This window comes from Chromobacterium subtsugae (assembly GCF_001676875.1).
Taxonomy (GTDB): domain Bacteria; phylum Pseudomonadota; class Gammaproteobacteria; order Burkholderiales; family Chromobacteriaceae; genus Chromobacterium; species Chromobacterium subtsugae.
In genome coordinates this window covers 42,090-66,182 of sequence record NZ_JYKA01000025.1, presented here as the reverse complement: position 1 = coordinate 66,182, position 24,093 = coordinate 42,090, and the positions used below count along the sequence as shown (strand labels likewise).

22 protein-coding genes are annotated in these 24,093 nt (G+C 65.6%); 11 read left to right on the top strand and 11 right to left on the bottom strand.

Annotated features, from left to right (window positions below; translation table 11 throughout):
* Nucleotides 1-3 precede the first annotated feature (3 nt).
* Both MY55_RS20785 and MY55_RS20780 read right to left on the bottom strand, forming a co-directional pair.
* Nucleotides 4-1,365 carry an aspartate aminotransferase family protein gene (locus MY55_RS20785; RefSeq protein WP_047237488.1) on the bottom strand — a complete coding sequence of 454 codons (1,362 nt, stop codon included), beginning with the start codon at nucleotides 1,363-1,365 and terminating at the stop codon, nucleotides 4-6.
* Between the two features lie 116 nt (nucleotides 1,366-1,481).
* Nucleotides 1,482-1,697 (bottom strand): sigma factor-like helix-turn-helix DNA-binding protein, encoded by a 216-nt coding sequence (locus tag MY55_RS20780; RefSeq protein WP_047237487.1) that lies wholly within the window; start codon nucleotides 1,695-1,697, stop codon nucleotides 1,482-1,484.
* 291 nt (nucleotides 1,698-1,988) lie between these two features.
* On the opposite strand from MY55_RS20780, the gene MY55_RS20775 reads away from it, so the two are divergent.
* From MY55_RS20775 to MY55_RS20745, 7 genes are all read left to right on the top strand, one after another.
* The gene (locus MY55_RS20775; protein ID WP_065202955.1) at nucleotides 1,989-4,790 is read left to right on the top strand and encodes a calcium-binding protein; all 2,802 of its coding nucleotides are present in this window, start codon (nucleotides 1,989-1,991) and stop codon (nucleotides 4,788-4,790) included.
* Between the two features lie 335 nt (nucleotides 4,791-5,125).
* Nucleotides 5,126-5,614: a MarR family winged helix-turn-helix transcriptional regulator gene (locus MY55_RS20770; RefSeq protein ID WP_047237484.1), complete on the top strand. Its 489-nt coding sequence runs from the start codon at nucleotides 5,126-5,128 to the stop codon at nucleotides 5,612-5,614.
* Nucleotides 5,595-7,625, top strand: coding sequence for an FUSC family protein (locus tag MY55_RS20765; protein WP_065202954.1), 2,031 nt, complete (start codon nucleotides 5,595-5,597; stop codon nucleotides 7,623-7,625). The genes MY55_RS20770 and MY55_RS20765 overlap by 20 nt, the downstream gene beginning before the upstream one ends.
* Nucleotides 7,622-7,822, top strand: a complete 201-nt coding sequence (locus MY55_RS20760) for a DUF1656 domain-containing protein (RefSeq protein ID WP_043577254.1) — start codon at nucleotides 7,622-7,624, stop codon at nucleotides 7,820-7,822. Before MY55_RS20765 ends, MY55_RS20760 begins: the two co-directional genes overlap by 4 nt.
* Before the next feature lie 4 nt (nucleotides 7,823-7,826).
* Complete coding sequence (locus tag MY55_RS20755) at nucleotides 7,827-8,702, top strand: efflux RND transporter periplasmic adaptor subunit (protein WP_065202953.1); 876 nt, start codon at nucleotides 7,827-7,829, stop codon at nucleotides 8,700-8,702.
* Nucleotides 8,699-10,120 (top strand): efflux transporter outer membrane subunit, encoded by a 1,422-nt coding sequence (locus MY55_RS20750; RefSeq protein WP_065202952.1) that lies wholly within the window; start codon nucleotides 8,699-8,701, stop codon nucleotides 10,118-10,120. The genes MY55_RS20755 and MY55_RS20750 overlap by 4 nt, the downstream gene beginning before the upstream one ends.
* Before the next feature lie 29 nt (nucleotides 10,121-10,149).
* The gene (locus MY55_RS20745; protein WP_065202951.1) at nucleotides 10,150-11,067 is read left to right on the top strand and encodes an alpha/beta hydrolase; all 918 of its coding nucleotides are present in this window, start codon (nucleotides 10,150-10,152) and stop codon (nucleotides 11,065-11,067) included.
* On the opposite strand, the gene MY55_RS20740 is transcribed toward MY55_RS20745, so the two are convergent.
* On the bottom strand, nucleotides 11,064-11,426 hold the full coding sequence (locus MY55_RS20740) for a YkgJ family cysteine cluster protein (protein WP_043577263.1): 363 nt from the start codon (nucleotides 11,424-11,426) through the stop codon (nucleotides 11,064-11,066). The two genes, MY55_RS20745 and MY55_RS20740, sit on opposite strands and share 4 nt — an antisense overlap.
* A 98-nt stretch (nucleotides 11,427-11,524) precedes the next feature.
* Nucleotides 11,525-12,772, bottom strand: coding sequence for a TIGR03862 family flavoprotein (locus tag MY55_RS20735; protein WP_047243743.1), 1,248 nt, complete (start codon nucleotides 12,770-12,772; stop codon nucleotides 11,525-11,527).
* Between the two features lie 277 nt (nucleotides 12,773-13,049).
* On the opposite strand from MY55_RS20735, the gene MY55_RS20730 reads away from it, so the two are divergent.
* Together MY55_RS20730 and dbpA are read left to right on the top strand one after the other, a co-directional pair.
* The gene (locus MY55_RS20730; protein ID WP_065202950.1) at nucleotides 13,050-14,678 is read left to right on the top strand and encodes a methyl-accepting chemotaxis protein; all 1,629 of its coding nucleotides are present in this window, start codon (nucleotides 13,050-13,052) and stop codon (nucleotides 14,676-14,678) included.
* A 161-nt stretch (nucleotides 14,679-14,839) separates the two neighbouring features.
* Nucleotides 14,840-16,222 (top strand): ATP-dependent RNA helicase DbpA, encoded by a 1,383-nt coding sequence (gene dbpA / locus MY55_RS20725; RefSeq protein WP_043581189.1) that lies wholly within the window; start codon nucleotides 14,840-14,842, stop codon nucleotides 16,220-16,222.
* A 76-nt stretch (nucleotides 16,223-16,298) separates the two neighbouring features.
* Here dbpA and tauD read toward each other — a convergent pair whose 3' ends face one another.
* The 6 genes from tauD to MY55_RS22920 form a co-directional block, all read right to left on the bottom strand.
* Entirely contained in the window at nucleotides 16,299-17,132 is an 834-nt protein-coding gene (gene tauD, locus MY55_RS20720) for a taurine dioxygenase (RefSeq protein ID WP_047237478.1), read from the bottom strand.
* 18 nt (nucleotides 17,133-17,150) lie between these two features.
* Nucleotides 17,151-17,999: a taurine ABC transporter permease TauC gene (gene tauC / locus MY55_RS20715; RefSeq protein WP_080770365.1), complete on the bottom strand. Its 849-nt coding sequence runs from the start codon at nucleotides 17,997-17,999 to the stop codon at nucleotides 17,151-17,153.
* Complete coding sequence (gene tauB, locus MY55_RS20710) at nucleotides 17,996-18,781, bottom strand: taurine ABC transporter ATP-binding subunit (RefSeq protein ID WP_065202949.1); 786 nt, start codon at nucleotides 18,779-18,781, stop codon at nucleotides 17,996-17,998. The genes tauC and tauB overlap by 4 nt, the downstream gene beginning before the upstream one ends.
* Before the next feature lie 2 nt (nucleotides 18,782-18,783).
* Complete coding sequence (gene tauA, locus MY55_RS20705; protein WP_065202948.1) at nucleotides 18,784-19,770, bottom strand: taurine ABC transporter substrate-binding protein; 987 nt, start codon at nucleotides 19,768-19,770, stop codon at nucleotides 18,784-18,786.
* A 382-nt stretch (nucleotides 19,771-20,152) separates the two neighbouring features.
* The gene (locus MY55_RS20700) at nucleotides 20,153-20,905 is read right to left on the bottom strand and encodes a helix-turn-helix transcriptional regulator (protein ID WP_043581181.1); all 753 of its coding nucleotides are present in this window, start codon (nucleotides 20,903-20,905) and stop codon (nucleotides 20,153-20,155) included.
* Nucleotides 20,889-21,500 (bottom strand): WbuC family cupin fold metalloprotein, encoded by a 612-nt coding sequence (locus MY55_RS22920; RefSeq protein WP_155419480.1) that lies wholly within the window; start codon nucleotides 21,498-21,500, stop codon nucleotides 20,889-20,891. Before MY55_RS22920 ends, MY55_RS20700 begins: the two co-directional genes overlap by 17 nt.
* A gap of 41 nt (nucleotides 21,501-21,541) precedes the next feature.
* Here MY55_RS22920 and MY55_RS23905 point away from each other — a divergent pair, with 41 nt between their 5' ends.
* Nucleotides 21,542-21,913 (top strand): hypothetical protein, encoded by a 372-nt coding sequence (locus MY55_RS23905; RefSeq protein WP_152680224.1) that lies wholly within the window; start codon nucleotides 21,542-21,544, stop codon nucleotides 21,911-21,913.
* Between the two features lies 1 nt (nucleotide 21,914).
* Nucleotides 21,915-22,106: a hypothetical protein gene (locus MY55_RS20690; RefSeq protein WP_047238757.1), complete on the top strand. Its 192-nt coding sequence runs from the start codon at nucleotides 21,915-21,917 to the stop codon at nucleotides 22,104-22,106.
* 107 nt (nucleotides 22,107-22,213) lie between these two features.
* Here MY55_RS20690 and MY55_RS20685 read toward each other — a convergent pair whose 3' ends face one another.
* Nucleotides 22,214-23,830 (bottom strand): methyl-accepting chemotaxis protein, encoded by a 1,617-nt coding sequence (locus MY55_RS20685; RefSeq protein ID WP_043581175.1) that lies wholly within the window; start codon nucleotides 23,828-23,830, stop codon nucleotides 22,214-22,216.
* Nucleotides 23,831-24,093: the final 263 nt, after the last annotated feature.

Genomic DNA, 24,093 nt, shown 5'->3' with positions numbered 1-24,093 from the left:
AATTCAAGCCTGGGCCGCGTCCAGCCAATCGTCGAAGGCCTGCAGCAACCGCGCGATGCCGGCTTCGGCGGTGCTTGGGCTCATCAACAGCATATTGTGGAACGGCGTGATCAACAGGCCGCGGTTGAGCAGGTGCAGGTGGATGCAGCGCTCAAGCTCTTCGTCCTGCCAGGCGCCGGCCTCGCTGCCGTTGCGCGGCGGCCGCGGCGCGAACTGGAATTCGCAGCGCGCCCCCAGCTGCGTCACGCACCATGGCAGGTCGCGGCGGGCGAACAATTCGCGCAGGCCCTGCGCCAGCCTCCCTGCGCGCTCAAACATGATCCGGTAATTGTCTTCGGTCATCACTTCGGCCAGGTTGGCCCGCATCGCCGCGCAGGCCAACCGGTTGGCGCTCAGCGTGGTGCCGATGCCGGAGTGACCGGGCGGCGCGGCCCGCTTGGCCTGCTGCGCCCTTTGCGCCAGCTCGGCGCTGAAGCCATAGGCGGCGGCCGGCAACCCGCCTGCCAGCGGCTTGCCCAGCACCAGCAGGTCGGGGGCCAAACCGTGCGCGGCGGCATAGCCGCCGGGGCCACAGCTGATGGTATGGGTTTCGTCCAGCAGCAACAGGCTGCCGCGGCGGCGGATGATGGCCTGCGCCTGCTCCCAGTAGCCGGGATCGGGCAGCACCATGCCGATATTGGTCATCGCCGGCTCGGCCAGCACGCAGGCGACGCGGCCATCGGCCAGCGCGGCGTCCAGCGCCGCCAGGTCGTTGAACTCCGCCACCCGGGTATGCTCGGTCAACGGGTAGACCTGTCCCAGCAGGCTGGCGCGCGGCCGCGCCGCGCCGTCGACCAGGTCGACGAACACATCGTCCACCGTGCCGTGGTAGCAGCCGTTGAACACCAGGATCTGGTCGCGGCCGGTCATCGCGCGGGCCCAGCGGATGGCGAAACGGTTAGCGTCGCTGGCCGACAGCGTGAACTGCCACGCCGCCATGCCGAAGCGGCGGGACAATTCCTCCGCCACCCACAACGCGTCCTCGCCGGGCAGCATGGCGGTCAGGCCGCGCGCCGCCTCGCGCGCGATCGCCGCCGCCACCGGCGCCGGCGAGTGGCCGAACATCGCGCCGGTGTCGCCCAGGCAGAAATCCACGTATTCCAAGCCGTCGGCATCGGTCAGCGCGGCGTCGCGCGCTTCGGCGATGAACAGCGAGCACGGCGTCGGCCAATCGTCCATCCAGTGCAGCGGCACGCCGAACAACAAGTGCGCCCTCCCCCGCTCCGACAGCGCCAGCGAGCGCGGGTGCCGCGCCAGGAAGCCGCGTATTTCCCGCTCATGCCACGCGCGTGCCTTGTCCAGATCGATGCCGTGCCGCACTGCCATATCCGCCTCGCCGTCCGCGTTTCACACGCCCCCAGTATGCCAAACCCAGGCGGCGCGCGACAAAAAGCCCGGAGGGGCTGCGCCGCTCCGGGCCAATCACTGCAATGAACAGGTGTTCAGCGCAGGGGCAGGTGCCCCGCCAGCGTGTTCACTTGCCTGATCGCGCGGACAAAGCGCGCGTGGGCGCGGGATACGGTGGATTCGCTGATGTCCATCTGCTGGGCGGCGGAATAACCGGTCATGCCCTCCACTTCCATCAGCCACACCGCCTCGCGCGAGCGCTTTTTCATGCCGATCAGGTCGGCCACCACATTGAAATCGTCGATTTTCATGATGCTCCTCCCAGTGTCGGCGCCGTGCAGCCCTGGACGCCGGCCTTGTCGCGCCACGAAATGCGCGGGTGCCATCCCAGCATAGATGCTTGCAAAAAAAATGCAGGCACGCGCGAGGCCACGCCAAGCCGATTTTTGGAATATTTAAAAATAACAAATCACACAAATACATATTGTGAATATTTTATTTTAAATAAAAACCATTATTTGCAACACTATTCCAATGAATTTTTCCACCCGCCTCGCTCGGCCGGCTCGCCGGCCATTCAACAAAAACACAAGGAAACAATCATGAGCATGGAAAACCAAGCCGCGCCCGACAGCCGCGTCATCAACGTGCGCGACAGCGACAGCCGCACCGAAATCGATACCGACCCCAGCCTGGGCCGCATCGCGGACATCCATTTCCCCGATACGCCCGACTACACCGTGCGCGGCATGGTGCGCCAGGGCGACGACCTGTTGGTCCAGTTCGGCAATAACCAGCAGCTGGCGCTGAAGGGCCACTACCTGGGCGCGGACCATCAATTCGGCAAGATGAGCTTCCAGAGCTATGCCAGCTGGACCTACGAAATGATGACCCAGCGCTTCGGCCTGAGCGTCGAAGGCGCGGGACCGTTCCACTTCACCGACGCCGGCGAAACCATCACCGGCAATGATCAAAACAACGCCCTCTACGGCGAAGGCGGCGACGACGTGCTGCGCGGCGGCGCCGGCAAGGACACGCTGGTGGGCGGCGCGGGCGCCGATGGCTATGCCTTCGCCCCGGGCGACGGCCAGGACATCGTCGATGCCTACAGCGCCGGCGCCGGCCGCCAGGACAGCATCCACATCAGCGCCCCGCTCTCCATCGTCGACAAGCTGACGCGGCAAGGCGACGATCTGACGCTCAGCTACAACCAGACCGACAGCATCACAATCAAGGGTTTCTTCCTGGGCGCGGACCACCAGATCGCCAGCTTCAACTTCTTCGACGCCGGCCAAATCAGCGCCTTGAGCTACGAAGAACTGGCGCAACGCTTCCCGCCGCAGATACTGGGCACCTTGGGCGACGACACCCTGGCCGGCACCGACGGCAACGACCTGCTGCAAGGCGGCCTGGGCGATGATTTGCTCATCGGCGGCAAGGGCGACGACACCCTGGAGGGCGGACCTGGCAAGGACACCCTGATCGGCGGCCGCGGCAACGATCTCTTCGTGCTGCGCGCCGGCGACGGCCGCGACGTCATCGACGCTTTCGACGACTCCGCCGACCGTCTCGACACCCTGCTGTTCCAGGATGTCTCCCCCGACAGCATCCGCAACGTCCGCCGCCAGGGCGACGACCTGGTGTTCGAATACGGCCCGCAGCAGCCGTACCCGGGCCTGGGCAGCCAGCCCGACCAGGTGACGCTGAAGGGGCACTTCCTCGGCGCCGAGCACCAGATCAGCCAGATCGCCTTCAATGACGGCACCCGCTGGAGCTATGAGCAGCTGGCGGCCAAGCTGCCGATCGCCGTGGTCGGCAACGACACCAGCTCGCATTTCACCGACGCCAATGAAACCATCCACGGCAGCGGCGGCGACAACGCCATCTACGGCATGGGCGGCAACGACCTGCTGCTGGGCGGCCTGGGCGACGACTTGCTCGACGGCGGCAAGGGCGACGACACCCTGGAAGGCGGACCTGGCAAGGACACCCTGATCGGCGGCCGCGGCAACGACCTCTTCGTGCTGCGCGCCGGCGACGGCCGCGACGTCATCGACGCTTTCGACGACTCCGCCGACCGCCTCGACACCCTGCTGTTCCAGGATGTCTCCCCCGACAGCATCCGCAACGTCCGCCGCCAGGGCGACGACCTGGTGTTCGAATACGGCCCGCAGCAGCCGTATCCGGGCCTGGGCAGCCAGCCCGACCAGGTGACGCTGAAGGGGCACTTCCTCGGCGCCGAGCACCAGATCAGCCAGATCGCCTTCAACGACGGCACCCGCTGGAGCTATGAGCAGCTGGCGGCCAAGCTGCCGATCGCCGTGGTCGGCAACGACACCGACTCCCGCTTCACCGACGCCAATGAAACCATCCACGGCAGCGCCGGCGACAACGCCATCTACGGCATGGGCGGCAACGACCTGCTGCTCGGCGGCCTGGGCGACGACTTGCTCGACGGCGGCAAAGGCGACGACACCCTGGAGGGCGGACCCGGCAAGGACACCCTGATCGGCGGCCGCGGCAACGACCTCTTCGTGCTGCGCGCCGGCGACGGCCGCGACGTCATCGACGCTTTCGACGACTCCGCCGACCGTCTCGACACCCTGCTGTTCCAGGATGTCTCCCCCGACAGCATCCGCAACGTCCGCCGCCAGGGCGACGACCTGGTGTTCGAATACGGCCCGCAGCAGCCGTATCCGGGCCTGGGCAGCCAACCCGACCAGGTGACGCTGAAGGGGCACTTCCTCGGCGCCGAGCACCAGATCAGCCAGATCGCCTTCAACGACGGCACCCGCTGGAGCGGCGACGAACTCGCCAGCCGCTTCGCCGTGACCATCGAGGGCAAGGGCGGCTCCTACCGCTTCGGCGACGCCAACGACAATGTCGTCGGCAGCGCCGGCAACGACACGATCTACGGCATGGGCGGCGACGACCTGCTGCAGGGCGGCGCCGGCAACGATCTGCTGAATGGCGGCGACGGCGACGACACGCTGGAAGGCGGCCTCGGCCGCGACACCCTGGCCGGCGGCGCCGGCGACGACCTCTACCTGCATCCGCGCGACAGCGGCGACGACCTGATCCGCGACAATCAGGGCAGCAACCACCTGCAACTGGGCGAGATGAGCGACAGCCTGTGGCTGTCGCGCCGCGGCGACAACCTGGAAATCAGCCTGCCCTACGCGCAAGGCAAGGACAAAGTCACCGTGGAAAACTGGTTCCGCGGCGCGGAGCACCAACTGGAGCGGATCTCCAGCGCCGACGGCAAGACCTTGCTGGCCGGCCAGGTGGATGCGCTGGTTTCCGCGATGGCGGCGCTGGGCGGCGACGCTCCGGGCGCCAGCGCCATGACGCAGTCGCTGCAGCAGGAGCCGCTGCACGCGCTGGTGGCCTCCAGCTGGCACTAAGCGCAAACGCGCTCGTCCGGCCCCGCCGCTTAATGCGGCGGGGCTTTTTCATTCCCCCTCCGGCTGCGGCCCCGGTTGGCTCCGCCAACGGGCGAACCCGGCCAGCCCGGGTTCAAGCATGCGCCGAGCCCGCCGCCTTGCGGTAAAGACTGCGCCGCAGCGGATAAAGACAAAGTTTCCAGCCAGAACCAGCCCAGTCCGCCCCCCATCCCTGGAAGCAAGCCGGCATGGGTTTTCCGGCCGTCAAATTAGTTAGTTTGCTAATTAACAAATTGACCGCTACAATCCGTTTACATCACCACTATCGGAACCCGGCCCGCCGGCCGGTACACCCCATGGAAGACATCGATTTATTGCGCCTGAAGCTGACCAGCAGCCTGCGCCCGCTGGGCGTGCTGTGGCGGCATATCGCGCAGGAAGCGCTGACCGCTCACGGCGTTTCGGTATCGGGCGGCTCCGCGCTGCTGTTCATCGGCCGGCTGGGAGAAGGCGTCAGCCACCGCGCGCTGGCAGACGAGCTGGGCATGGAGCCGGCCTCCCTGGTCCGCATCGTCGATCAGCTGAGCCAGGCCGGCTTGCTGCGACGGGAACAGGGTTTGCAAGACCGCCGGGTGAAAACCTTGTGGTTCACCGACGCCGGCCGCGAAGTCACCCGCAAGATAGAAACGGAACTGGTGGCGTTGCGCGCGCGCGTGCTGGCGCCGCTCAGCCAGGCCGACCTGGAAGCCGCGCTGCGGGTATTCCAGGTGCTGGAACAGGCGGCGCAAACCCGCGTCCCCGACGACCCGATGCTGGACCCGCCCCATGATCGCGCTGCCCGCTAAACGCGACTGGCTGTTCTCCGCCCGCACCTTCGCCGCCGCGATGCTGGCGCTGTACATCGCGCTGGCGCTGGGCCTGCCGCGGCCCAGTTGGGCGATGGGCACCGTCTACATCGTGTCCCATCCGCTGATCGGCGCCACCCGTTCCAAGGCGGTGTACCGCGTGTTCGGCACCCTGCTCGGCGCAGCCGCAGCGGTATGGGTGGTGCCGCCGCTGGCAGGCCAGCCCGTGCTGCTGAGCCTGGTGGTCGCGCTGTGGTCCGGCTCCCTGCTCTACCTGTCCATGCTGGACCACACGCCGCGCCACTACCTGCTGCGGCTGCCGGCCTACACCATGCCGCTGATCGCGCTGTCGGCGGTGTACGCGCCGGAAAACGTGTTCGACATCGCCATCGCCCGCAGCGAGGAAATCGCCCTCGGCATCGTCTGCGCCAGCGTGATGGCGGCGCTGGTGCTGCCCACCCGGGTATCCGCCGTGCTAAGCCAGCGCGTGGACGGCTGGCTCAAGGACGCCGCCGCCTGGGCGACCGACACGCTGGGCAGCGCGCCGCAGCCGCCATCCGCCGGCCGCAATCGGCTGGCTGCCGACCTGCTGGCCTTTGACCAATTGCTCACCCACCTCTCCTACGACGCCGCCAGCCGCAACGCCGAGCGCACCGCGGGCGAGCTGCGCGCGCGGATGAGCATGCTGCCGCCGCTGCTGTCCTCGCTGTCCGGCCTGCAGGCCGAATTGCGCAACACGCCGCAAGGGCCGTCGCCGGCACTCGCCCAGTTGATGGAGGCGATGGCCGACTGGCTGGGCTATCCCGTCGACAACCCCTGGTTTCTGAGCCAGGCGCGCGCGCTGCGCCGCCAGCTGGACGACCCGCCGCCTGCCGGCGGCTGGCCGTCTTTGTTGGAAAGCACGGTGCGGATGCGGCTGAAATCGCTGGTCAATCTGTGGCAGGACTGCCTGACGCTGCGCGCGCTGATTTCGCGCGGCGCGCCGCTGTGGGACTGGCGGCCGGCTTACCGCCGCTGGGAAGTGGGCGTGAAGGCCCGCCACTACGATTACGGCCTGCTCGGCTTCGCCGCCGCCAGCGCCGCGCTGGGCATTTTCCTGGGTTGCCTGGCCTGGATCGCGCTGGGCTGGCAGGACGGCGCCAACGCGGTGGTGCTGGGCACGGTCGCCTGCTGCCTGTTCGGCGCGATGGACGAGCCGGCGCCGATGCTGCGCACGCTGTTCGTCGTCAATACCGTCTGCACCATGCTGGCCGGCCTGCTGCTGTTCGCCGTGCTACCGGCCGTGCATGAATTCGAGATGCTGGCGCTGTGCCTGGCTCCGCCCTTCCTCTTGGGCGGCGCGCTGATGAACCAGCCGCGCTTCGGCCCGGTGGCGATGCTGCTGGTGGTGTTCACCGCCAATCTGATCGGCCTGCAGCAAAGCTACAACGCCGACTTCCAGTCCTTCCTCAACAGCAATCTGGCCGGCGCGGCCGGCATCCTGTTCGCGCTGGTCTGGACGCTGGCCACCCGCCCCTTCGGCGCGGAGCTGACGCTGCGCCGCCTGATCCGCGCCAACTGGCGCGACCTGGCGCAAAACGCCGCCGGCCGCCACGGCGGCGACTACGAGCGGCTGACCGCGCTGATGCTGGACCGCCTGTCGTTGCTGGCGCCGCGCCTGGCCGCCGACGGCGCCGACTCGTCCGCCGGCTTCCGCGAACTGCGGGTGGGCTTCAGCGCGCTGGACCTGCAACGCGACGAGCACCGCCTGGCCGGCGCCGCCCACCAGGCGGTGGACGCGGCGCTGCAAGGCGTCAGCGAGCACTTCCGCGCCTGCGCCGAAGCCGACCGCTATCTCGACGCGCCCGGCGCCTTGCTTGGCCGGCTGGACGCCGCCATCGCGCTGACCCTGGCCGATGCCGCGCCCGCCGCGCGCGAAGCCCGCAACGCGCTGGTGGAAATGCGCGTATCGCTATTCCCCGACGCCGCGGGCTGCCAGCCGGCGTCGCCCGTTTCCGGAGCCCAGCCATGATAGGCGAAATCAATTTCTACGGGGTGTACTTCCCCAGCCTGCTGGTGATGATGCTGATCGCCTTCGCCGCCAGCAGCCTGCTGTGCCGCGCGCTGGCCCGCCTGGACCTGTACCGCGCGGTGTGGCACCGCTCCCTTTTCAATTTCGCGCTTTACCTGATCGTGCTGGGCGGCACGATCGCGCTGTTTCACAGGTGACATCATGAACAACCGCATTCGCAAAGCCGGGTCCGTGCTGCTGACCCTGGCCACACTCGCCGTCGCCATCGTGGTGGTGCGGCATATCTGGGTTTATTACACCGACGCGCCGTGGACGCGCGACGGCCATATCGCCGCCGACGTGGTGCAGGTGGCGCCGGACGTGTCCGGGCTGATCACCGAGGTGAAGGTGGCCGACAACCAGCTGGTCAAGAAAGGCCAGGTGCTGTTCGTGGTGGACCGCGCGCATTACGAACTGGCGCTGCGCCAGGCCGAAGCCGCCCTCGCCGCGCAGCGCGCCACGCTGGCCCAGGCCCGCCGCGAAGCCGCGCGCAATCACTCGCTGGCCGACCTGGTGGCCGCCGAGGCCCGCGAAGAGGGCGACGCCAAGGTGCAGCTGGGCGAGGCCACGCTGGCCGCCGCCGAGGCCGCCGTCGGCGTGGCCCGGCTGAATCTGGAGCGCACCGAGGTGAAAAGCCCGGTGGACGGCTACCTGAACGACCGCACGCCGCGCGCCGGCGATTACGCCGCCAACGGCCGCGCGGCGCTGTCCGTCGTCGACTCCCATTCCTTCCACGTCGACGGCTATTTCGAGGAAACCAAGCTGGGCGGCGTAGAGCTGAACCAGGCGGTGGACATCCAGATCATGGGCGAATCGCGCAAGCTGCGCGGCCACGTGCAGAGCATCGCCGCCGGCATCGAAAACCGCGACCGCAGCAACGGCGCCTCGCTGCTGCCCAACGTCAACCCCACCTTCAACTGGGTGCGGCTGGCGCAGCGCATCCCGGTGCGCATCGCGCTGGACGAAGTGCCGGCCAATTTCCGGCTGATCGCCGGCCGCACCGCCACCGTGTCGGTGCGGCAGGGAGGCCGCTCATGAAAGCCGCGCTGAAGCTGAGCGCGCTGAGCCTGGCCGGCGCGCTGGCCGGCTGCGCCGCCGTCGGCCCGGATTACCATCTGCCTTCGCAAGCCGCGCTGGGCAAGCCCGCCGCCAACGCCGCCTTCCAGTCGGCCAACCATGCGGCCTTCGCCCAGCAGCCGGTCCCCGCCGGCTGGTGGCGGCTGTATGACGACGCCAGGCTGGACAGCTTGGTGGAGGAAGCGCTGACAGCCAACGCCGACATCCGCGCCGCCGCGGCCAATCTGCGCAAGGCGATGGCGGTGGAAGCCTCGGTCAACGCCGAGCGCGATCCCCACGCCAGCGTGTCCGCCACCGTCCAGCGCAGCCAGGATTCCGGCGAGGCCTACCTGCTGGAGAAAAAGCTGCCGGTGGCCAATGTCGGCGACGGCGGCCTGCAAATCGGCTACGAGATCGACCTGTTCGGCAAGCTGGCCCGCGCCGAGGAAGCCGCCCGCGCCGGCACCCAGGCCACCGAGGCGGCGATGGATCTGGCGCGGACCACGGTGGCGGCGGAAACCGTGCGCGCCTATGTCCAGGGCTGCGCCGCCGGACACCAGCTGGCGGTGGCCAGGCACGAGCTGGATCTACAGAACCGCGGCGTGGCGGTGGCCAAACGCATGCAATCCGCCGGCCGCGGCCGCGCCACCGATGTGGAGCGCGCCCAGGCCCAGGCCGACATCCAGCGCGCCGCGCTGCCGCGCCTGCAGGCGGAGCAGGACGCCGCCCGCTTCCGCCTGGCCGCGCTGCTGGGCAAGGCCCCGGCCGAGCGGCCCGCCGCCGTCTGCTCGGCCCTGCCCCAGTTGAAGCAGCCGCTGCCGGTCGGCGACGGCGCGGCGCTGTTGAAACGCCGGCCGGACGTGCGCGAGGCGGAGCGCAAGCTCGCCGCCGCCACCGCCCGCATCGGCGTGGCCACCGCCCAGCTCTACCCCAGCGTCAGCCTGGGCGCGTCGGCCGGCTTCACCGGCCTGCTGGAACACGTGGGGGAAGACCGCACCCAGCGCTGGAGCCTGGGGCCGCTGATCAGCTGGACCATCCCCGACAGCGGGGCCCGCGCCCGGGTGAAAGCGGCCGAAGCCGACGCCGACGCGGCGCTCGCCCATTTCGACGGCGTGGTGCTGAACGCGCTGCGCGAGACGGAAACCGCGCTGACCTTCTACGCCAAGGATCTGGAGCGCAACGCCGACCTGCGCTCGGCGCGCGACAACGCCCATGCCGCCGCGCAGGACAACCGCCGGCTGTACGCGGCCGGACGCGCGCCCTACCTGGCCAGCCTGGACGCCGACCGCGCGCTGGCCGGCAATGAATCGGCGCTGGCGGCGTCGGACGCGCAAGTGGCGCTGGATCAGGTCAGCCTGTTCCTGGCGCTGGGCGGCGGCTGGGAGCAGGCGCCGCGCTGAACCTAGCAATCGAACAGAACGACAACAAGATGAAACAGGAAGTGATTTTTCTCAGCGAAGGCCTGGAGCTGGTCGGCCATCTGTACCGTCCCGCCGACTATCAACCGGAGAAGCGCTACCCGGCCATCGTGGTCAGCCATCCGTTCACCGGCGTCAAGGAACAGGTGGCGGGGCGCTATGCCGAGCGGCTGGCGCAGGACGGCTATCTCGCGCTGGCGTTCGACACCGCCTACCAGGGCGAGAGCGAGGGCCTGCCGCGTCATCTGGAAACGCCCCATTCGCGCGCGGAAGGGATCAAGTCGGCGGTCAGCTATCTGTCCAACCTGCCTGATGTCGACCCCGGACGCATCGGCGCGCTGGGCATCGCCGCCGGCGGCGGCTACGCGGTGTTCACCGCCCGCACCGACCCGCGCATCCAGGCCGTGGCCACCGTCAACGCGGTTTGCCAAGGCAGCCTGCTGCGCGACGGGCTGAACGGCAGCCGCTCGTCCGAACAGCTGCAGGGCCTGCTAGCCGCGGCGGCGGAAGACCGCACCGCCCAGGACCGCGGCGAAGCCGCCGCCACCCGCAGCGCTCTGGCGGAAACGGCGCAAGCGGCGGCCGAACAACCGCAGAGCCTGCTGCGCGAGGCCTACGACTACTACCGCACGCCGCGCGGCCATCATCCCAACGCGGAAAACCGCTTCGTGCTGTCCGGGCTGGACGCGCTGGCCGGCTTCGACGCCTTCGCCCGCATCGACATGCTCGCCCAGCGGCCGCTGCTGATGATAGCCGGCGCCGACGCCGACACCCGCTACTTCAGCGAACAGGCCATCGCCGCCGCCACCGAGCCGAAGGAGCTGTGCCTGATCGCCTGGGCCTCGCACTTCGACCTGTACGACCGCGAGCCGTGCGTGGCGGCCGCCGCAGCCAAGCTTCAAGCCTTTTTCGACCTGAGCCTGGCCTAGCCGGCCAGCAGCGGCGCCGCCTCATTGGCCGCCGCCGGCGCTCCCCGCAGCGCCGGCAAGCCGTGGCTGGCGCGCGCCTTCAGGCATTGCGCCGAACCGGCCTCCACTTCGCGGCAGGGACTGGGCCGTAGCGGATACACCCCACAGCCGACGCTGTCGCCCACCTCGCCCTGCAAGGCGGCGCAGCGCGGGCTGGCGGACCAGGTGCCGCGCATGCAGCGGGTCCAGTCGTTGAGCTTTTCGGTGAGATGGCTGGGCACCAAGCCGCCGCCGTCATCGGCTTCGGCCCAATAGAAAGATACGCGGAAGCTGGCGCAGCACGCGCCGCAGGATTGGCAGGGATTGCTTTTTTCACTCATGGCAAGCAAGAAAAACAGGTTGCGGATCGCGCCCGGGATGGGCGAATGAAATGCTATCCGAGTATTCTGTCAGGCCTGCTTGCCGTCCTCAAGTAAAACTATTTTGATGCATGCCGCTCCAGCCAGTCGGCGATGCCCTGCCCAGCCGCACGGCCGCTGGCGAAGCAGGCAGTCAGCAGATAGCCGCCGGTGGGCGCTTCCCAATCCAGCATCTCGCCGGCGCAGAACACGCCGGGCAGCGCGGCCAGCATCTGCCTCTCATCCAGCGCGGCAAAGCTGACGCCGCCGGCGGTGCTGATCGCCTCGTCGATGGGCCGCGCCGCTTTCAGCGTAACAGGCAAACGCTTGATCGCCGCCGCCAGCGCCGCCGGATTCTGGAAGCTGTTCTTGTCCAGGCATTCGCGCAATATGCCGGCGCGCGCGCCCTTCAGGTTCAGCCGGCTTTGCAGATGGCTGGACAAGGAGCGCGAGCCGCGCGGATGCGACACTTCGGCTAGCACCCTGGCCTCGTCCCAGGCCGGGATCAGGTCCAGGTGGCAGGTGGCGGAGCCGGCGCGGGCGATCTCGTCGCGCAGCAGCGCCGAGCAGGCATAGATCAGGCTGCCCTCGATGCCGCTCTTGGTGATCACGCACTCGCCGACGCGCTGGAATGCGCGGCCGTCGCCGCCCTGAAAAGCCAGGCCGACCGACTTCAGCGGCTCGCCGGCGAACTTGTCGGCGAAAAAATCGCTCCAGGCGGCGTCGAAACCGCAATTGGACGGTGCCAGCGGCGCGGTGGCGACGCCCTTTTCCGCCAGCCACGGCAGCCAACGGCCGTCCGAACCCAGCTTCTTCCAACTGCCGCCACCCAGCGCCAGCAGCGTCGCGTCGGCGCGCGCCGCCAGCTCGCCGCCCGGCGTGTCGAACTTCAGGCTGCCGTCGGCGTTCCAGCCCTGCCAGCGATGGCGCACATGAATGCGCACGCCGGCTTCGCGCAGCCGGCTGAGCCAGGCGCGCAGCAACGGCGCGGCCTTCATCTCGCGCGGGAACACCCGGCCGGAGCTGCCGACGAAGGTTTCCACCCCCAGGCCATGCACCCAGGCGCGCAGCGCGTCGGCGTCGAAATCCTTCAGCAGCGGCTCGATCTGCTGAGCGCGGTCGCCGTAGCGGCCGACGAAGGCCGGGTAAGCTTCGGAATGGGTGATATTGAGGCCGCCGATCCCGGCCAGCAGGAATTTGCGGCCGACGGATGGCATCGCGTCGTACACATCCACCGCGCAGCCGCGCGCGGCCAGCACCTCCGCCGCCATCAGGCCCGCCGGGCCGCCGCCGATGATGGCGACGCCGCGCCCTGCCTTTTCACTCATATCCGCTCCCCAAACCGCTGAATTCGTTCCGTTTTCACAATAGCCCTCGCCGCCGCAGCCCGGCGGCGAGGGCGCGATTGTTGCAGAAATCGCCGATAAACCCAAGCGCCGGCCCGCCTTTCACGCGCCAGAGCCGCTTGGCAAGCCTTATCCGCGCATTGTTTGATCCAGGCCAGACGCCTGGCAACCGCCGCCGACTAGAATTCCCACGGCATAGCTCCGCCCGCATGGCGGCGGCGACAAACCAAGGAGACGGGGCCCACCACCCCGGGAAGCGATGAGAAAATTTTCCGATTGGCCGATCTGGCTGCGTCTGACCGGCGCGATCTGGACCTGCCTGGTATTGGCCTGGAGCGGCTTGATCGCCTGGGAAACCCAGGCCAGCCGCCAGATCGCGGTAGAACAGGCCAAAGACCTGGCGCACAGCATGAATGAAATGACGCTGGCCGGCCTCACCGGCATGATGATCACCGGCACCGTCGGCCAACGCGACGTGTTCCTCGATCAGATCCGCGAGCTGTCGGCAGTGCGCGACCTGCGGGTGATACGCGGCGATCCGGTCAACCAGCAGTTCGGCCCCGGCAATGCCGGCGACAAGGCGCGCGCTGGCGATGCCCTGGAGCGCGCTGCCCTGCAAGACGGCAAACCGCGCATCGAGATCGAATCCACGCCGGAACAAGGCGAACAATTGCGCGTGGTGTATCCGGCGCTGGCCTCGCCCAATTATCTGGGCAAGAACTGCATGACCTGCCACCAGGTGGCGGACAAGACCCCGCTGGGCGCGGTCAGCATGCGCATCTCGCTGGAAAAGCCGTATGCCGCGGTGGACAGCTTCCGCACCCAGAGCATCCTGTTCGCGCTGCTGGCCTCGCTACCGCTGCTGGCGGTGGTCTACCTGTTCATCCGCCGCTTCGTCACCCGGCCGCTGCAGGAGATGTCGGCCGGCTTGGCAGAGCTGGCCCAGGGCGAAGGCGACCTCACCCGTCGCCTGCCGGCCGCGCACAGGGACGAAATCGGCACCACCGCCAGCCACTTCAACCGCATGCTGGCCACGGTGGCCGACCTGGTGCGCCAGGTCAGCGATTCGGCCAACGCGGTGGCGCAATCGTCGCGCAGCCTCTCCGGCGGCGCCAATCAGCTGGCCGCCAGCTCCCACCGCCAGAACAGCCAGTCGCTGGCCGCCGCCGAAGCAGTGGAACAGCTGGCCTCGCACATCGGCGAAATCGCCGGCCAGGCGGAGCAGGTCAGCAACGGCGCCGAAGAAAGCCTGCAGCGCTCGGAACAGGGCCGGCAAAGCCTGCGCCAATTGCAGCAGGAAGTGGGCCAGGTGCAAGAAGCGGTGCAGTTGATGGCCCAGGCTGAAAGCGACCTGGCCAACTCCACCGCCATCATCACCACCATGACCCGCGAGGTGCGCGAAATCGCCGAGCAAACCAATCTGCTGGCGCTGAACGCGGCGATAGAAGCCGCCCGCGCCGGCGAGCAGGGCCGCGGCTTCGCGGTGGTGGCCGACGAGGTGAGGAAGCTGGCGGAGAAGTCGGCCAAATCCGCCAGCGAGATCGATACCGTCACCGGCTCGCTCAACAGCAAGACCGACGCGGTGCGCCAGGCGGTGGCCGCCAGCCTGGCGTCGCTGGACGCCAGCCGCCAGTCGGCCGACAGCGTGGCCAGCGTGCTGGCCGCCGGCAACCAGTCGGTGGCGGAAGTGCGCGGCGGCCTCAGGCAGATCGTGGAAGTCACCGAGCAGCAGCGCCGCACCAGCCAGATGGTCAATGAGAGCATAGACGCCATCGCCGACATGGCGCGCACCAACGACGCCGACATCCAGCAGACGGTGGGCGCCGCCGAGGAACTGGAGGCGCTGGCGCAGCGGCTGACCGATTCGGTGTCGCGCTTCAAAGTGTGAGCCTATCCCGGCAGAAACGAGCGCATCTGATACAACTAGATAGGAAGACCCCAGCGCCCGGCTTCGCCGGGCTTTTTTTCACGCGAAATGCGCCGGGCATTTGGCCGCGAGCCTCACTGCTGTTACACTGCCCAGCCTTTAGCCAACCGCGCCAAGTCATTGTGAAACCAGCCGCTTTTTCCACCCTGCCCCTGCCCGCCCCCTTGCTGTCCAACCTGGACAGCCTGGGCTACCACCAGATGACCGCCATCCAGGCCGCCAGCCTGCCCGCCATTCTGGAAGGCCGCGACCTGATCGCCCAGGCCAAGACCGGCAGCGGCAAGACGGCTGCGTTCGGGCTGGGCCTGCTGGCCAGCCTCAATCCGCGCTGGTTCGGCGTGCAGGCGCTGGTGATGTGCCCGACGCGCGAGCTGGCCGACCAGGTGGCGCAGGAAATCCGCCGCCTGGCGCGCGCCATCGACAACATCAAGGTGGTGACGCTGACCGGCGGCTCGCCGATGGGCCCGCAGATCGGCTCGCTGGAGCACGGCGCCCATATCGTGGTGGGCACGCCGGGCCGGCTGCAGGACCACCTGTTCCGCGAAACGCTGAACCTGAGCGGCGTGAAGACGCTGGTGCTGGACGAGGCGGACCGCATGATAGACATGGGCTTCATCGAGGAGATCGTCGGCATCGTCCGCGCCTGTCCGAAAACCCGCCAGACCCTGCTGTTCTCCGCCACCTACCCGGAAGACATCCGCAAGGCCAGCTCGCAGTTCCTGAGAAACCCGGTGGAAGTGAAGGTGGAGTCGCTGCACAACGCCGACCACATCGAACAATGGTTCTACAAGGTGAAGCCGGAAACCCGGCTGGAGACGGTCAGCCGCATCCTGCGCCATCTGCGCCCCACTTCGGCGCTGGCCTTCTGCAACACCCGCGAGCGCTGCAAGGAATTGGTGCGTGAGCTGCAGGAACAGGGCTTCAACGCGCTGACGCTGCACGGAGACCTGGAACAGCGCGAGCGCGACCAGATCCTGCTGCGCTTCGCCAACAAGAGCGCCACCGTGCTGGTGGCGACCGACGTGGCGGCACGCGGCCTGGACATCAAGGAACTGGACGTGGTGATCAACGTCGACGTCACCCATGATCCGGAAGTGCACATCCACCGCATCGGCCGCACCGGCCGCGGCGAGCAGCACGGCCTGGCGCTGACCCTGGCCACCGACAGCGAGGCCAAGCGCCTGGTGCAGATCGAAAACTACCAGCAGGCCGACCTGACCTGGGCCGACGTGGAAGAGCTGACACCTGCGCCCGGCGGCCCGCTGCTGCCGCCGATGGTGACGCTGGAGATCGCCGGCGGCAAACGCGAAAAGCTGCGCCCGGGCGACCTGTTGGGCGCGCTGACCGGCGACGCCGGCTTCGCCGGCAGCCAGATCGGCAAGATCAATATCTTCGAATTCGCGAGCTTCGTCGCGCTGGACCGCGCCATCGCCGAACAAGCGCTGGCCAAGCTGTCGCAATGCAAGATCAAGGGCAAGCAATTCAAGATGCGGCTGGTCGGCTGATCCATTCCGCCATCAAGAAAAAGGCCATCCCGCGGGATGGCCTTTTTTGCTGGCTGGCGCAACGCAAAATCGGCACTTAGTACGGCCGGTCGCCCAGTATCGTCGCCCGGTGCATCACCCGCCGCGCCGGCCGGTAGTCGTCCACCGCGTAGTGGATGGTGCAGCGGTTGTCCCAGAACGCCACATCGCCGGCCTGCCAGCGCCAGCGTATCGAAAACTCCGGCCTGGACTGGTGGGCGAACAGGAACTGCAGCAAGGCCTGGCCCTCGGCTTCCGGCAGGTCGTTGACCGCGACGGTGAAGCCCTCGCTGACGAACAGCGCCCGGCGGCCGCTTTCCGGGTGGATGCGCACCAGCGGGTGGCTGATCGGCGGATGCTTGCGCCGCGTCTCGTCCCAGCGGCGGCGGTCTTCGTCGGTGACGCCGTAGCGCGCCAGCGGGAAGGATTTGGCGAAATCATGCACCGCGCTCAGGCCTTCCAGCCTGGCCTTCAGGCTGGCCGACAACGCTTCGTAGGCGGCGATGCCGCTGGCCCACAGCGTGTCGCCGCCCAGCTCCGGCAGCTCGCGCGCCGCCAGCACTCCGCCCAGCGGCGGGGTTTCGATGAAGGTGACGTCGGTGTGCCAGATCGCGTTGTCCTGCAAATCCACCACATCGGTGTCCAACACCATGATCTCGCGCGCCTCCGGGTGCTGCGGATAGATCGGGTGGGTGTGCAGGTCGCCGAAGCGCACCGCGAAATTGCGCTGCTGCAGCGGGGTGATGTCCTGGCCGCGGAAAAACAGCACCTGGTAGCGCAGCAGCGCCTCGTTCACTGCCCGGCGCTGCTCGTCGTCCAACGGCCGCGCCAGGTCTATCCCCTCCACCACCGCGCCCAGCGCCGGGCTCAGGCGGGTCAATTGCAAACTCATGCGTATCCCCTCTTGTATTTAGTCTTGTTGCCCATGCCAAGGCGCCAGCCGGCGCTGCAAGGCCCGCAGGCCCAGCTCCAGCGCGAAGGCCACCGCGGCGATCACCAGGATGCCCAGCACCACCACATCGGTGACCAGAAACTGCGCCGCCGACTGCACCATGAAACCCAGCCCGCGCGTGGCCGCCACCAGTTCCGCCGCCACCAGCGTGGACCAGCCTGCGCCCAAACCAATGCGGATGCCGGTCAGGATCTGCGGCAGCGCCTCGGGCAGCACCACCAGCCACAGCAACTGCGCGCGGCTGGCGCCCAGGCTTTGCGCGGCGCGCAGCCGGTTGCGGCTGACTTGGGCCACGCCGTGGCGGGTGGCGATGACCACCGGCGCCAGGATGGCCAGGAAAATCAGCAGCACCTTGGACAGCTCGCCTATGCCGAACCAGATCACGATCAATGGCAGGTAGGCGAGCGGCGGCACCGGACGATATGCCTCCAGCATGGGATCAAGCAAGCCCTGTGCCAGCCGGCTGCGCCCCATCAGCGCGCCCAGCGGCACGCCGACCGCCGCCGCCGCCATCAGCGCCAGCGCGATGCGTTGCAGGCTGGCCTCCAGGTGCTGCCACAGCGTGGCGTCCATGAAGCCCTGGCCGGCGACGACAAACAGCTTGTTCAATACCGCCTCCGGCGCGGGCAGAAACAACGCCGGCACCCAGCCGCTGTGCGCCAGCAGCCACCAGCCGCCCAGCAGCAATGCCAGGCTGGCAACGCCCAGCCATAGCCGGGAGGGCTCGCGTTCCCGCCTCGGGCTGCCCTCGATCCGAGAGGAAACGGACAACAACTCCGCCTCCGCCGTGGTTTCAATGCCGCTCATGCCCATGCCTCTTGTCTGCGCTGGGCGAACACGTCGGCCAGCAGTTGTTCTCTCAGCGCGATGAATTCCGGATCGGACTTGATCTCCCGCGCGCTGTCGCCGGCGCGCCAGCGGCGGCTGAACGGCGGGCGCAGCGTCTTGACGATGCGGCCCGGCCCCGGCGACATCAACACCAGCTCGGTGGCAAGGAACAGCGCCTCTTCGATGTCGTGGGTGATCAGAAACACGCTGCCGCCGGACTCCGCCCATACCTTGAGCAGCAGCTCCTGCATCTGCTCGCGGGTGAAGGCGTCCAGCGCGCCGAAAGGCTCGTCCATCAGCAGCGTGCCGGCGCGGCCGGCCAAGGCGCGGGCGATGCCGACGCGCTGCTTCTGCCCGCCGGACAGCTGCCAGGGGTAGCGGGCGCCGGCCTCGGCCAGGTCCACCTGTTCCAGCGCCTTCTGTGCCAGCTCCCGGCGCTCGGCGCGCGGCACGCCGCGCAGACGCAAGCCGAAGGCGACGTTGTCCAGCGCGTTCAGCCACGGCAGCAAGGCGTGCTGCTGGAACACCACCGCGCGCTCCGCGCCCGGCCCGGTTACCGGCGCGCCGCCGAAGCGCACGCTGCCGGAATCGGGAAACTGGAAGCCGGCGAACAGATTGAGCAAGGTGGTCTTGCCGCAGCCCGACGGCCCCAGCGCCACTGCCAGCTCGCCCGGCCCCACGTTCAGCGACACCCCGTCCAGCGCCGGTTGCGCCTGGCCGGGATAACGGACCGACACCCGGTCGGCGATCAGGGCGGCCATGTTTAGCGCGCCGTCTTGACGAAGCGGTTGGTCACGTAGGGGCCGTAATCCGGCTGCAGCGATTCCACCTTGCCCTGCGCCTTCAGAAAGGCCGCGGTCTTGCCCACCGCCGCCACGAACGGCGATTGCAGCAGCGCGGCCTGTTCGTCGCGGCCGAGGAAGCGGTTGCCCTTCAGCCCCGCCACCACGTCCGGCGCGGCGGCGCCGGTCAGCCGGCTGATCTTGGCGATATTGGCGGCGTTGGCGATGAAGGCCTGCGGATTCGCCTGGTAGCCGGCGATGGCGTCCAGCGACACCTTGGCGAAGCGGGAGACGAACTCGGGATGGGCGGCGGCGAAGTCCTTGCGCACCACCCAGATGTCGTAGGTGGGCGCCCCCCACTTGGCCACCTCGGCCGAGCTGGTCAGCACCGCGCCGCCGGGCTTGATCTTGCCCAGCGCCGGGTCCCAAACGTAGGCGGCGTCGATGTCGCCGCGCTGCCAGGCGGCGGCGATCTCGCCGGGGCGCAGATTGAGGATATTCACCTTGGCCGGGTCCACGCCCCAGTGGTGCAGCGCGGCCAGCAAGCTGTAATGGGTGGTGGAGACGAAAGGCACCGCCACCTTCTTGCCGATCAGATCCTGCGGCTTGGCGATGCCGCTGCCCTTGCGCGCCACCAGCGCCTCGGCGGAGCCGATTTCGTCGGCCACCAGGAAGGTTTCGATCGGCAGGCCGCGGCTGGCGGCGGCCGCCAGCGGGCTGGAGCCGATATTGCCGATGGCCACATCGCCTGAAGCCACCGCGGCGATCAGGTCGGCGCCGCTGTCGAACTTGCGCCAGTTGATGCGGCTGCCGGTGGCTTTCTCATAGGCGCCGTCGGCCTGCGGCACCTTGGTGGGGTCGATGCCGGTCTGGTAGCCGACGGTGACGGCATCCGCCGCCGCAGCGACGCCCGAAACGGCCAATGCGGCGGAAAGGATCAGTTTGAGAAATGCGCGCGGTTTCGCCATGGCTTGTCCATTTGGTACGAGTTGGAAATATCGTACCAATCTAACAAGCCTACCTCCATAGGCTAAATGCTGATTTATAAAAAGCTTTACACTTTATTGAATATACTCGATGACCAACCCAATGCTTCACGCCCAGAGCAGCAAAAAATTCGACTTAACCACCCATGTCAATCCGTAGGCTACTCTTACTAGCGCCAATGCCAACTTGTCACTTCAGATGGAAAACGAAATACACCCTACATCACATCACCTGTTTCCTGCTTGCTGCCATCCATTACGAAAATCATGCAAAGCACACAGCCTTTAAAATTACCACCACCAAGGCCTTGACAAAACAAGCCATAGAAAGAAGGTGCCGCACTCAAACTATTTTAAAAAACAACTAACTGGGCATACGCAACGGTATCAAATTATGAACTGCAGCCCGTTCCAACAATTGACTTGTGGTGTTGACATCGAATTTGACATATAATCTATCGCTGATCGCTGTCTGTACCGCCCGAACTGAAATATCTTTCCCATGAAGAACCGACAGTATCCTTGCTATCTCTTTAGGGGATTTATAAATAGATAGATAGTAAATAATTTCACTCTCTCGACTACTCAAACTGATTTGCCGCCTACCTATCCCCTCACTCCTCTGGCTTAACCCGACACGCTGCTCAACGATTGATAGCTTGGTGTGCTGAACTTCATTCATAAACTTGCCAACCAAGTCAGCCAGTTGCAAGTGCAGCTTATCAATACTTCTCTCCCGCTCTATCTCCTGCAATCTCCTTTCAATTGTTACATCCTTACAAAAACCAACAAGCCCTGCAATTTCTCCGTCTTGCACAATCGGATGTTTGATGGTTTCAGACCAAACCACCTCACCATCGCCAGATGGAATCTGTTCCAACCTCGATACTATCTGCCCGGCCTCCAATACTTGTCGATCGTCCCTCTCGAATTGCTCCCAGTTACGAGCCCAAGGCAAGTCAATATCTCGCTTCTCAAGAAGGCTATCAATATTTTCAACATCAACCATATCCAAGAACTTCTGGTTGCAACCCATGAAATATCGTTCAGCGTTCTTCCAAAATGTAGGAACAGGGCTACAATTTATAATCTGAAAGTACTTATCCGTCTTGTCCATACCGTTTTCCAATATCTGCCCTCTTAAGCCAGGCGACAAAATCATTCACTTCGATGCTTCCCTCATCCGGAGCCCAACTAGCAAATGTCCTATCGACCTCCGGCTGGCCATAAACAAACCTGCAATTCCTTATCTCAAGATATGCACAATCAGACAAGGGCACATAACTGTGATACTGATTACGCTGTATCTCCATTATGCGATTACTTCGCTGCCCTATTTTAACTTTATTCAGAATTCTGCCTAAATCATCAAAGATGACAATAAGCATCTCCCCTGACATCCAAGTTACTAGCTCCCATTGATTATCGCTTTCATGCTTATGCGGCTTAATATAAGAGTCCGATGCCATGCAATTTACAAAGCGCTGTGGAATTTCATCATAACTATCGTGAACAAGTATCGGGATACGCTTCCTAGGTACCCCTTTGCTTTCTTCAATAACAGTTTCGATATAGTCATTGCTAATAAGTTTGGACTTTATTGTCTGCACGTTGATTGTTCCTTGTGGAACTATTTGCAAAATGCCGTTATAGTAACACATGCCAAAGACATGTGGAACAGTTGTTATTGCGCCATAAAAAATACTTAGCACATATAAAATTCCACCACCTCCGTCTGTTGGAATTTACCACCATGAATCCCGAAGAATATGCATACAAACACCCTTCCTGTATAGGTTTGCTGTCTTTCAAAAATGTGTTCGCCCAAGTGGTCGCTCAACATGTTTGCTCTTTACCCGATGACGAACTGCTCCAGCTTGAGGCCTGTTCATGGCCACATGGCAAGATAGCCGACATGGTCTGCATAGACGAGGTATCGGTTAGCGACATGTTGGCATCTCCGTTTTATCAACCAAGAGCATCTGTCATCGCTTACATCGACCTCAAACCGGTGCTCTACTACAACGGAGCGGGTATCTACCAATGGAGCGATACGCTGGATAAGCAATGCCTCAGCTACTGGCTTACCCACCCAGAGCTGCCGCCAGGCTGGGAGCTGAACTAATATGGTGATTGATTTTCAGCGGGCGAGAAGTCTTAGACTGGAAAACAAAGACGACTGCCATGACGCCATCGTGCTGCTTGCGGGCTATTTCAGCCCAGCAGAGATCAGCAACGCAGAGATTGAGTGCTACAAGGTTAGCCACGCGGATATAGCCTTGATCCGCGATGCCTTCAAGCGCGCCGCGCCCGGCTAAGTAATTAATCCCGGCTTGCTTATCGCTTTTCCTGCAAAACGTCCGATCCAAAAAAACAGGGCCTTTCGGCCCTGTCCGGTCTTCCCCGACCCTCTCGTTGTCCGTGTTTACACTTGGTACTGCGCCACCGTCTTCTGGATATGGCCGGCCTGCTCTTTCAGCTGCTGCGCCGAACTGGCCGAATCGGACGAGGCTTTGGAATTGGCTTCCGCCATCTGGGCGATCTGCTCCACCTTCTGCGCGATGGTGTTGCTGGCGCTGCCCTGCTCGACGATGCTGTCGGAAATCTCGCCGATCAACAGCGTGCTGTGCTCGGAATTGGTCTTGATCTGCTGGATGGCGTCGCTGGCCCCGCGCGCCTTCTCCGCCTCCTGGTTGACCCGGTCCACCACCTGCTGCATGCCGGTCACCGCCGCCTGGGTGCCTTGCTGCATCTTGTCTATCACCGCGGAAATCTCGGTGGTGGAACTGGCGGTGCGCTCGGCCAGCTTTCTCACCTCGTCCGCCACCACCGCGAAGCCGCGCCCCATCTCGCCGGCGCGGGCCGCTTCGATCGCCGCGTTCAGCGCCAGAAGATTGGTCTGGTCGGCTATGTCCTTGATCACGCCCAGCACCGTGGCGATGGTGACGCTGTCTTCCCGCAGCTTGCCTATCCGGTCGGACGCCTCGCCCACCGATTCGGCCACCGCGCTGATGCCGTCCACCGTGCCCAGCACCACCCGGCTGCCGCGGTCGGCGATCTCGCCGGCCTCGCGCGCCTGGTGGTTGGCCTCGCGGGCACGGTCGGCGACGTGGTTGATGCTGACCGTCACCTGCTCCACCGCCGCCGCCATCGCCGACGCCGATTCGCTCTGCTGCACCGAACTATGGGCGATGTGGCCGGAGGAGTCGGCCATATGGACGATGGCATCCTCCATCGCGGTCACGCTGCCGCGGATCTCCTGGAAGCTCTGCTGCAGCCTGGCCATCAGCTCATTGAAGGCGGTGGCGGTCTTGCCGATCTCGTCCATCCTCGCCACCGGCGCGCGCAGGCGGAAGTCCAGCGAAGTCCGCACCGACTGCATGGTGCTCAGCGTCTGCTCCAGGCTGCTGCGGATGTTGAGGAACAGATGGCCGCTGAGCCAGCCGCATATCACGACGGCCAGGCCGATCAATATCGCCGATTGCCACCACGCGGCGGCATAGGCCGCGTCGTTGTCCTTGCTCAGTTGGTCGGCGAGCTTGTAGTTGAACTCGATGTGGTCGATCAGCGCCTGGTTCAGCGCCTTGGCCTCGTTGGACATGTCGCCGGTCATCAGCTTGTCCGCCTCCGCCACATTACTGCCCTGCAGCAGCTGCAGGTACTTGTCGCGCTGCTGGCGGTAAAGCTTCATGTCGTCGCGGTCCACCTGCAGCAGCTTGCGGTCGTCGTCGTTTGAGATCAGGTCCTTCTCGTACTTGTCCAGCGCCGCGTCAAAACGCTTGTCCAGATCGGCCAGCGCGGCGAACTCCGCCTTCTTGGCCGCCGGATCGGACAGCGCGACGCTGCGCGCCAAGGTCAGCCTCACATCCGCCAGCGCCTCCTTGGCGTCGTCCAGGGTGTGGATGCTGGGAAAAGTGTTGATCTTCATGTAATCGAAGCGGTCGTTCGCCTGCTGCTGTTTCCACAAGCCCTGCACGCCCAGGGCCAGCATCGCCAGCAGGGCCAGCACGGTGGTCAACAGCAGTCTCTTGGTAATCGTCATGTCCAACTCCTTGCAGGCCAAGCGCTTCAGACTCGGTTTACGAGAATTTACTTAGGATATTTATAGCTTTGTTTATCCAACAAACAATAAATCAATGCGCCGAAAATCGCGCATGGCAGTCCGCCAGCGCCTTGATTATTCGAAAGTATTTTCATGTATAGATAAAACAGGGTATGATTTCGCCCCTTGCTTGCGGCATCGGTGCGCGGAAAACCGCGGCGGCGCCAACCGAAACTCACTGGGTTCCCTCACCCCATTCAGCA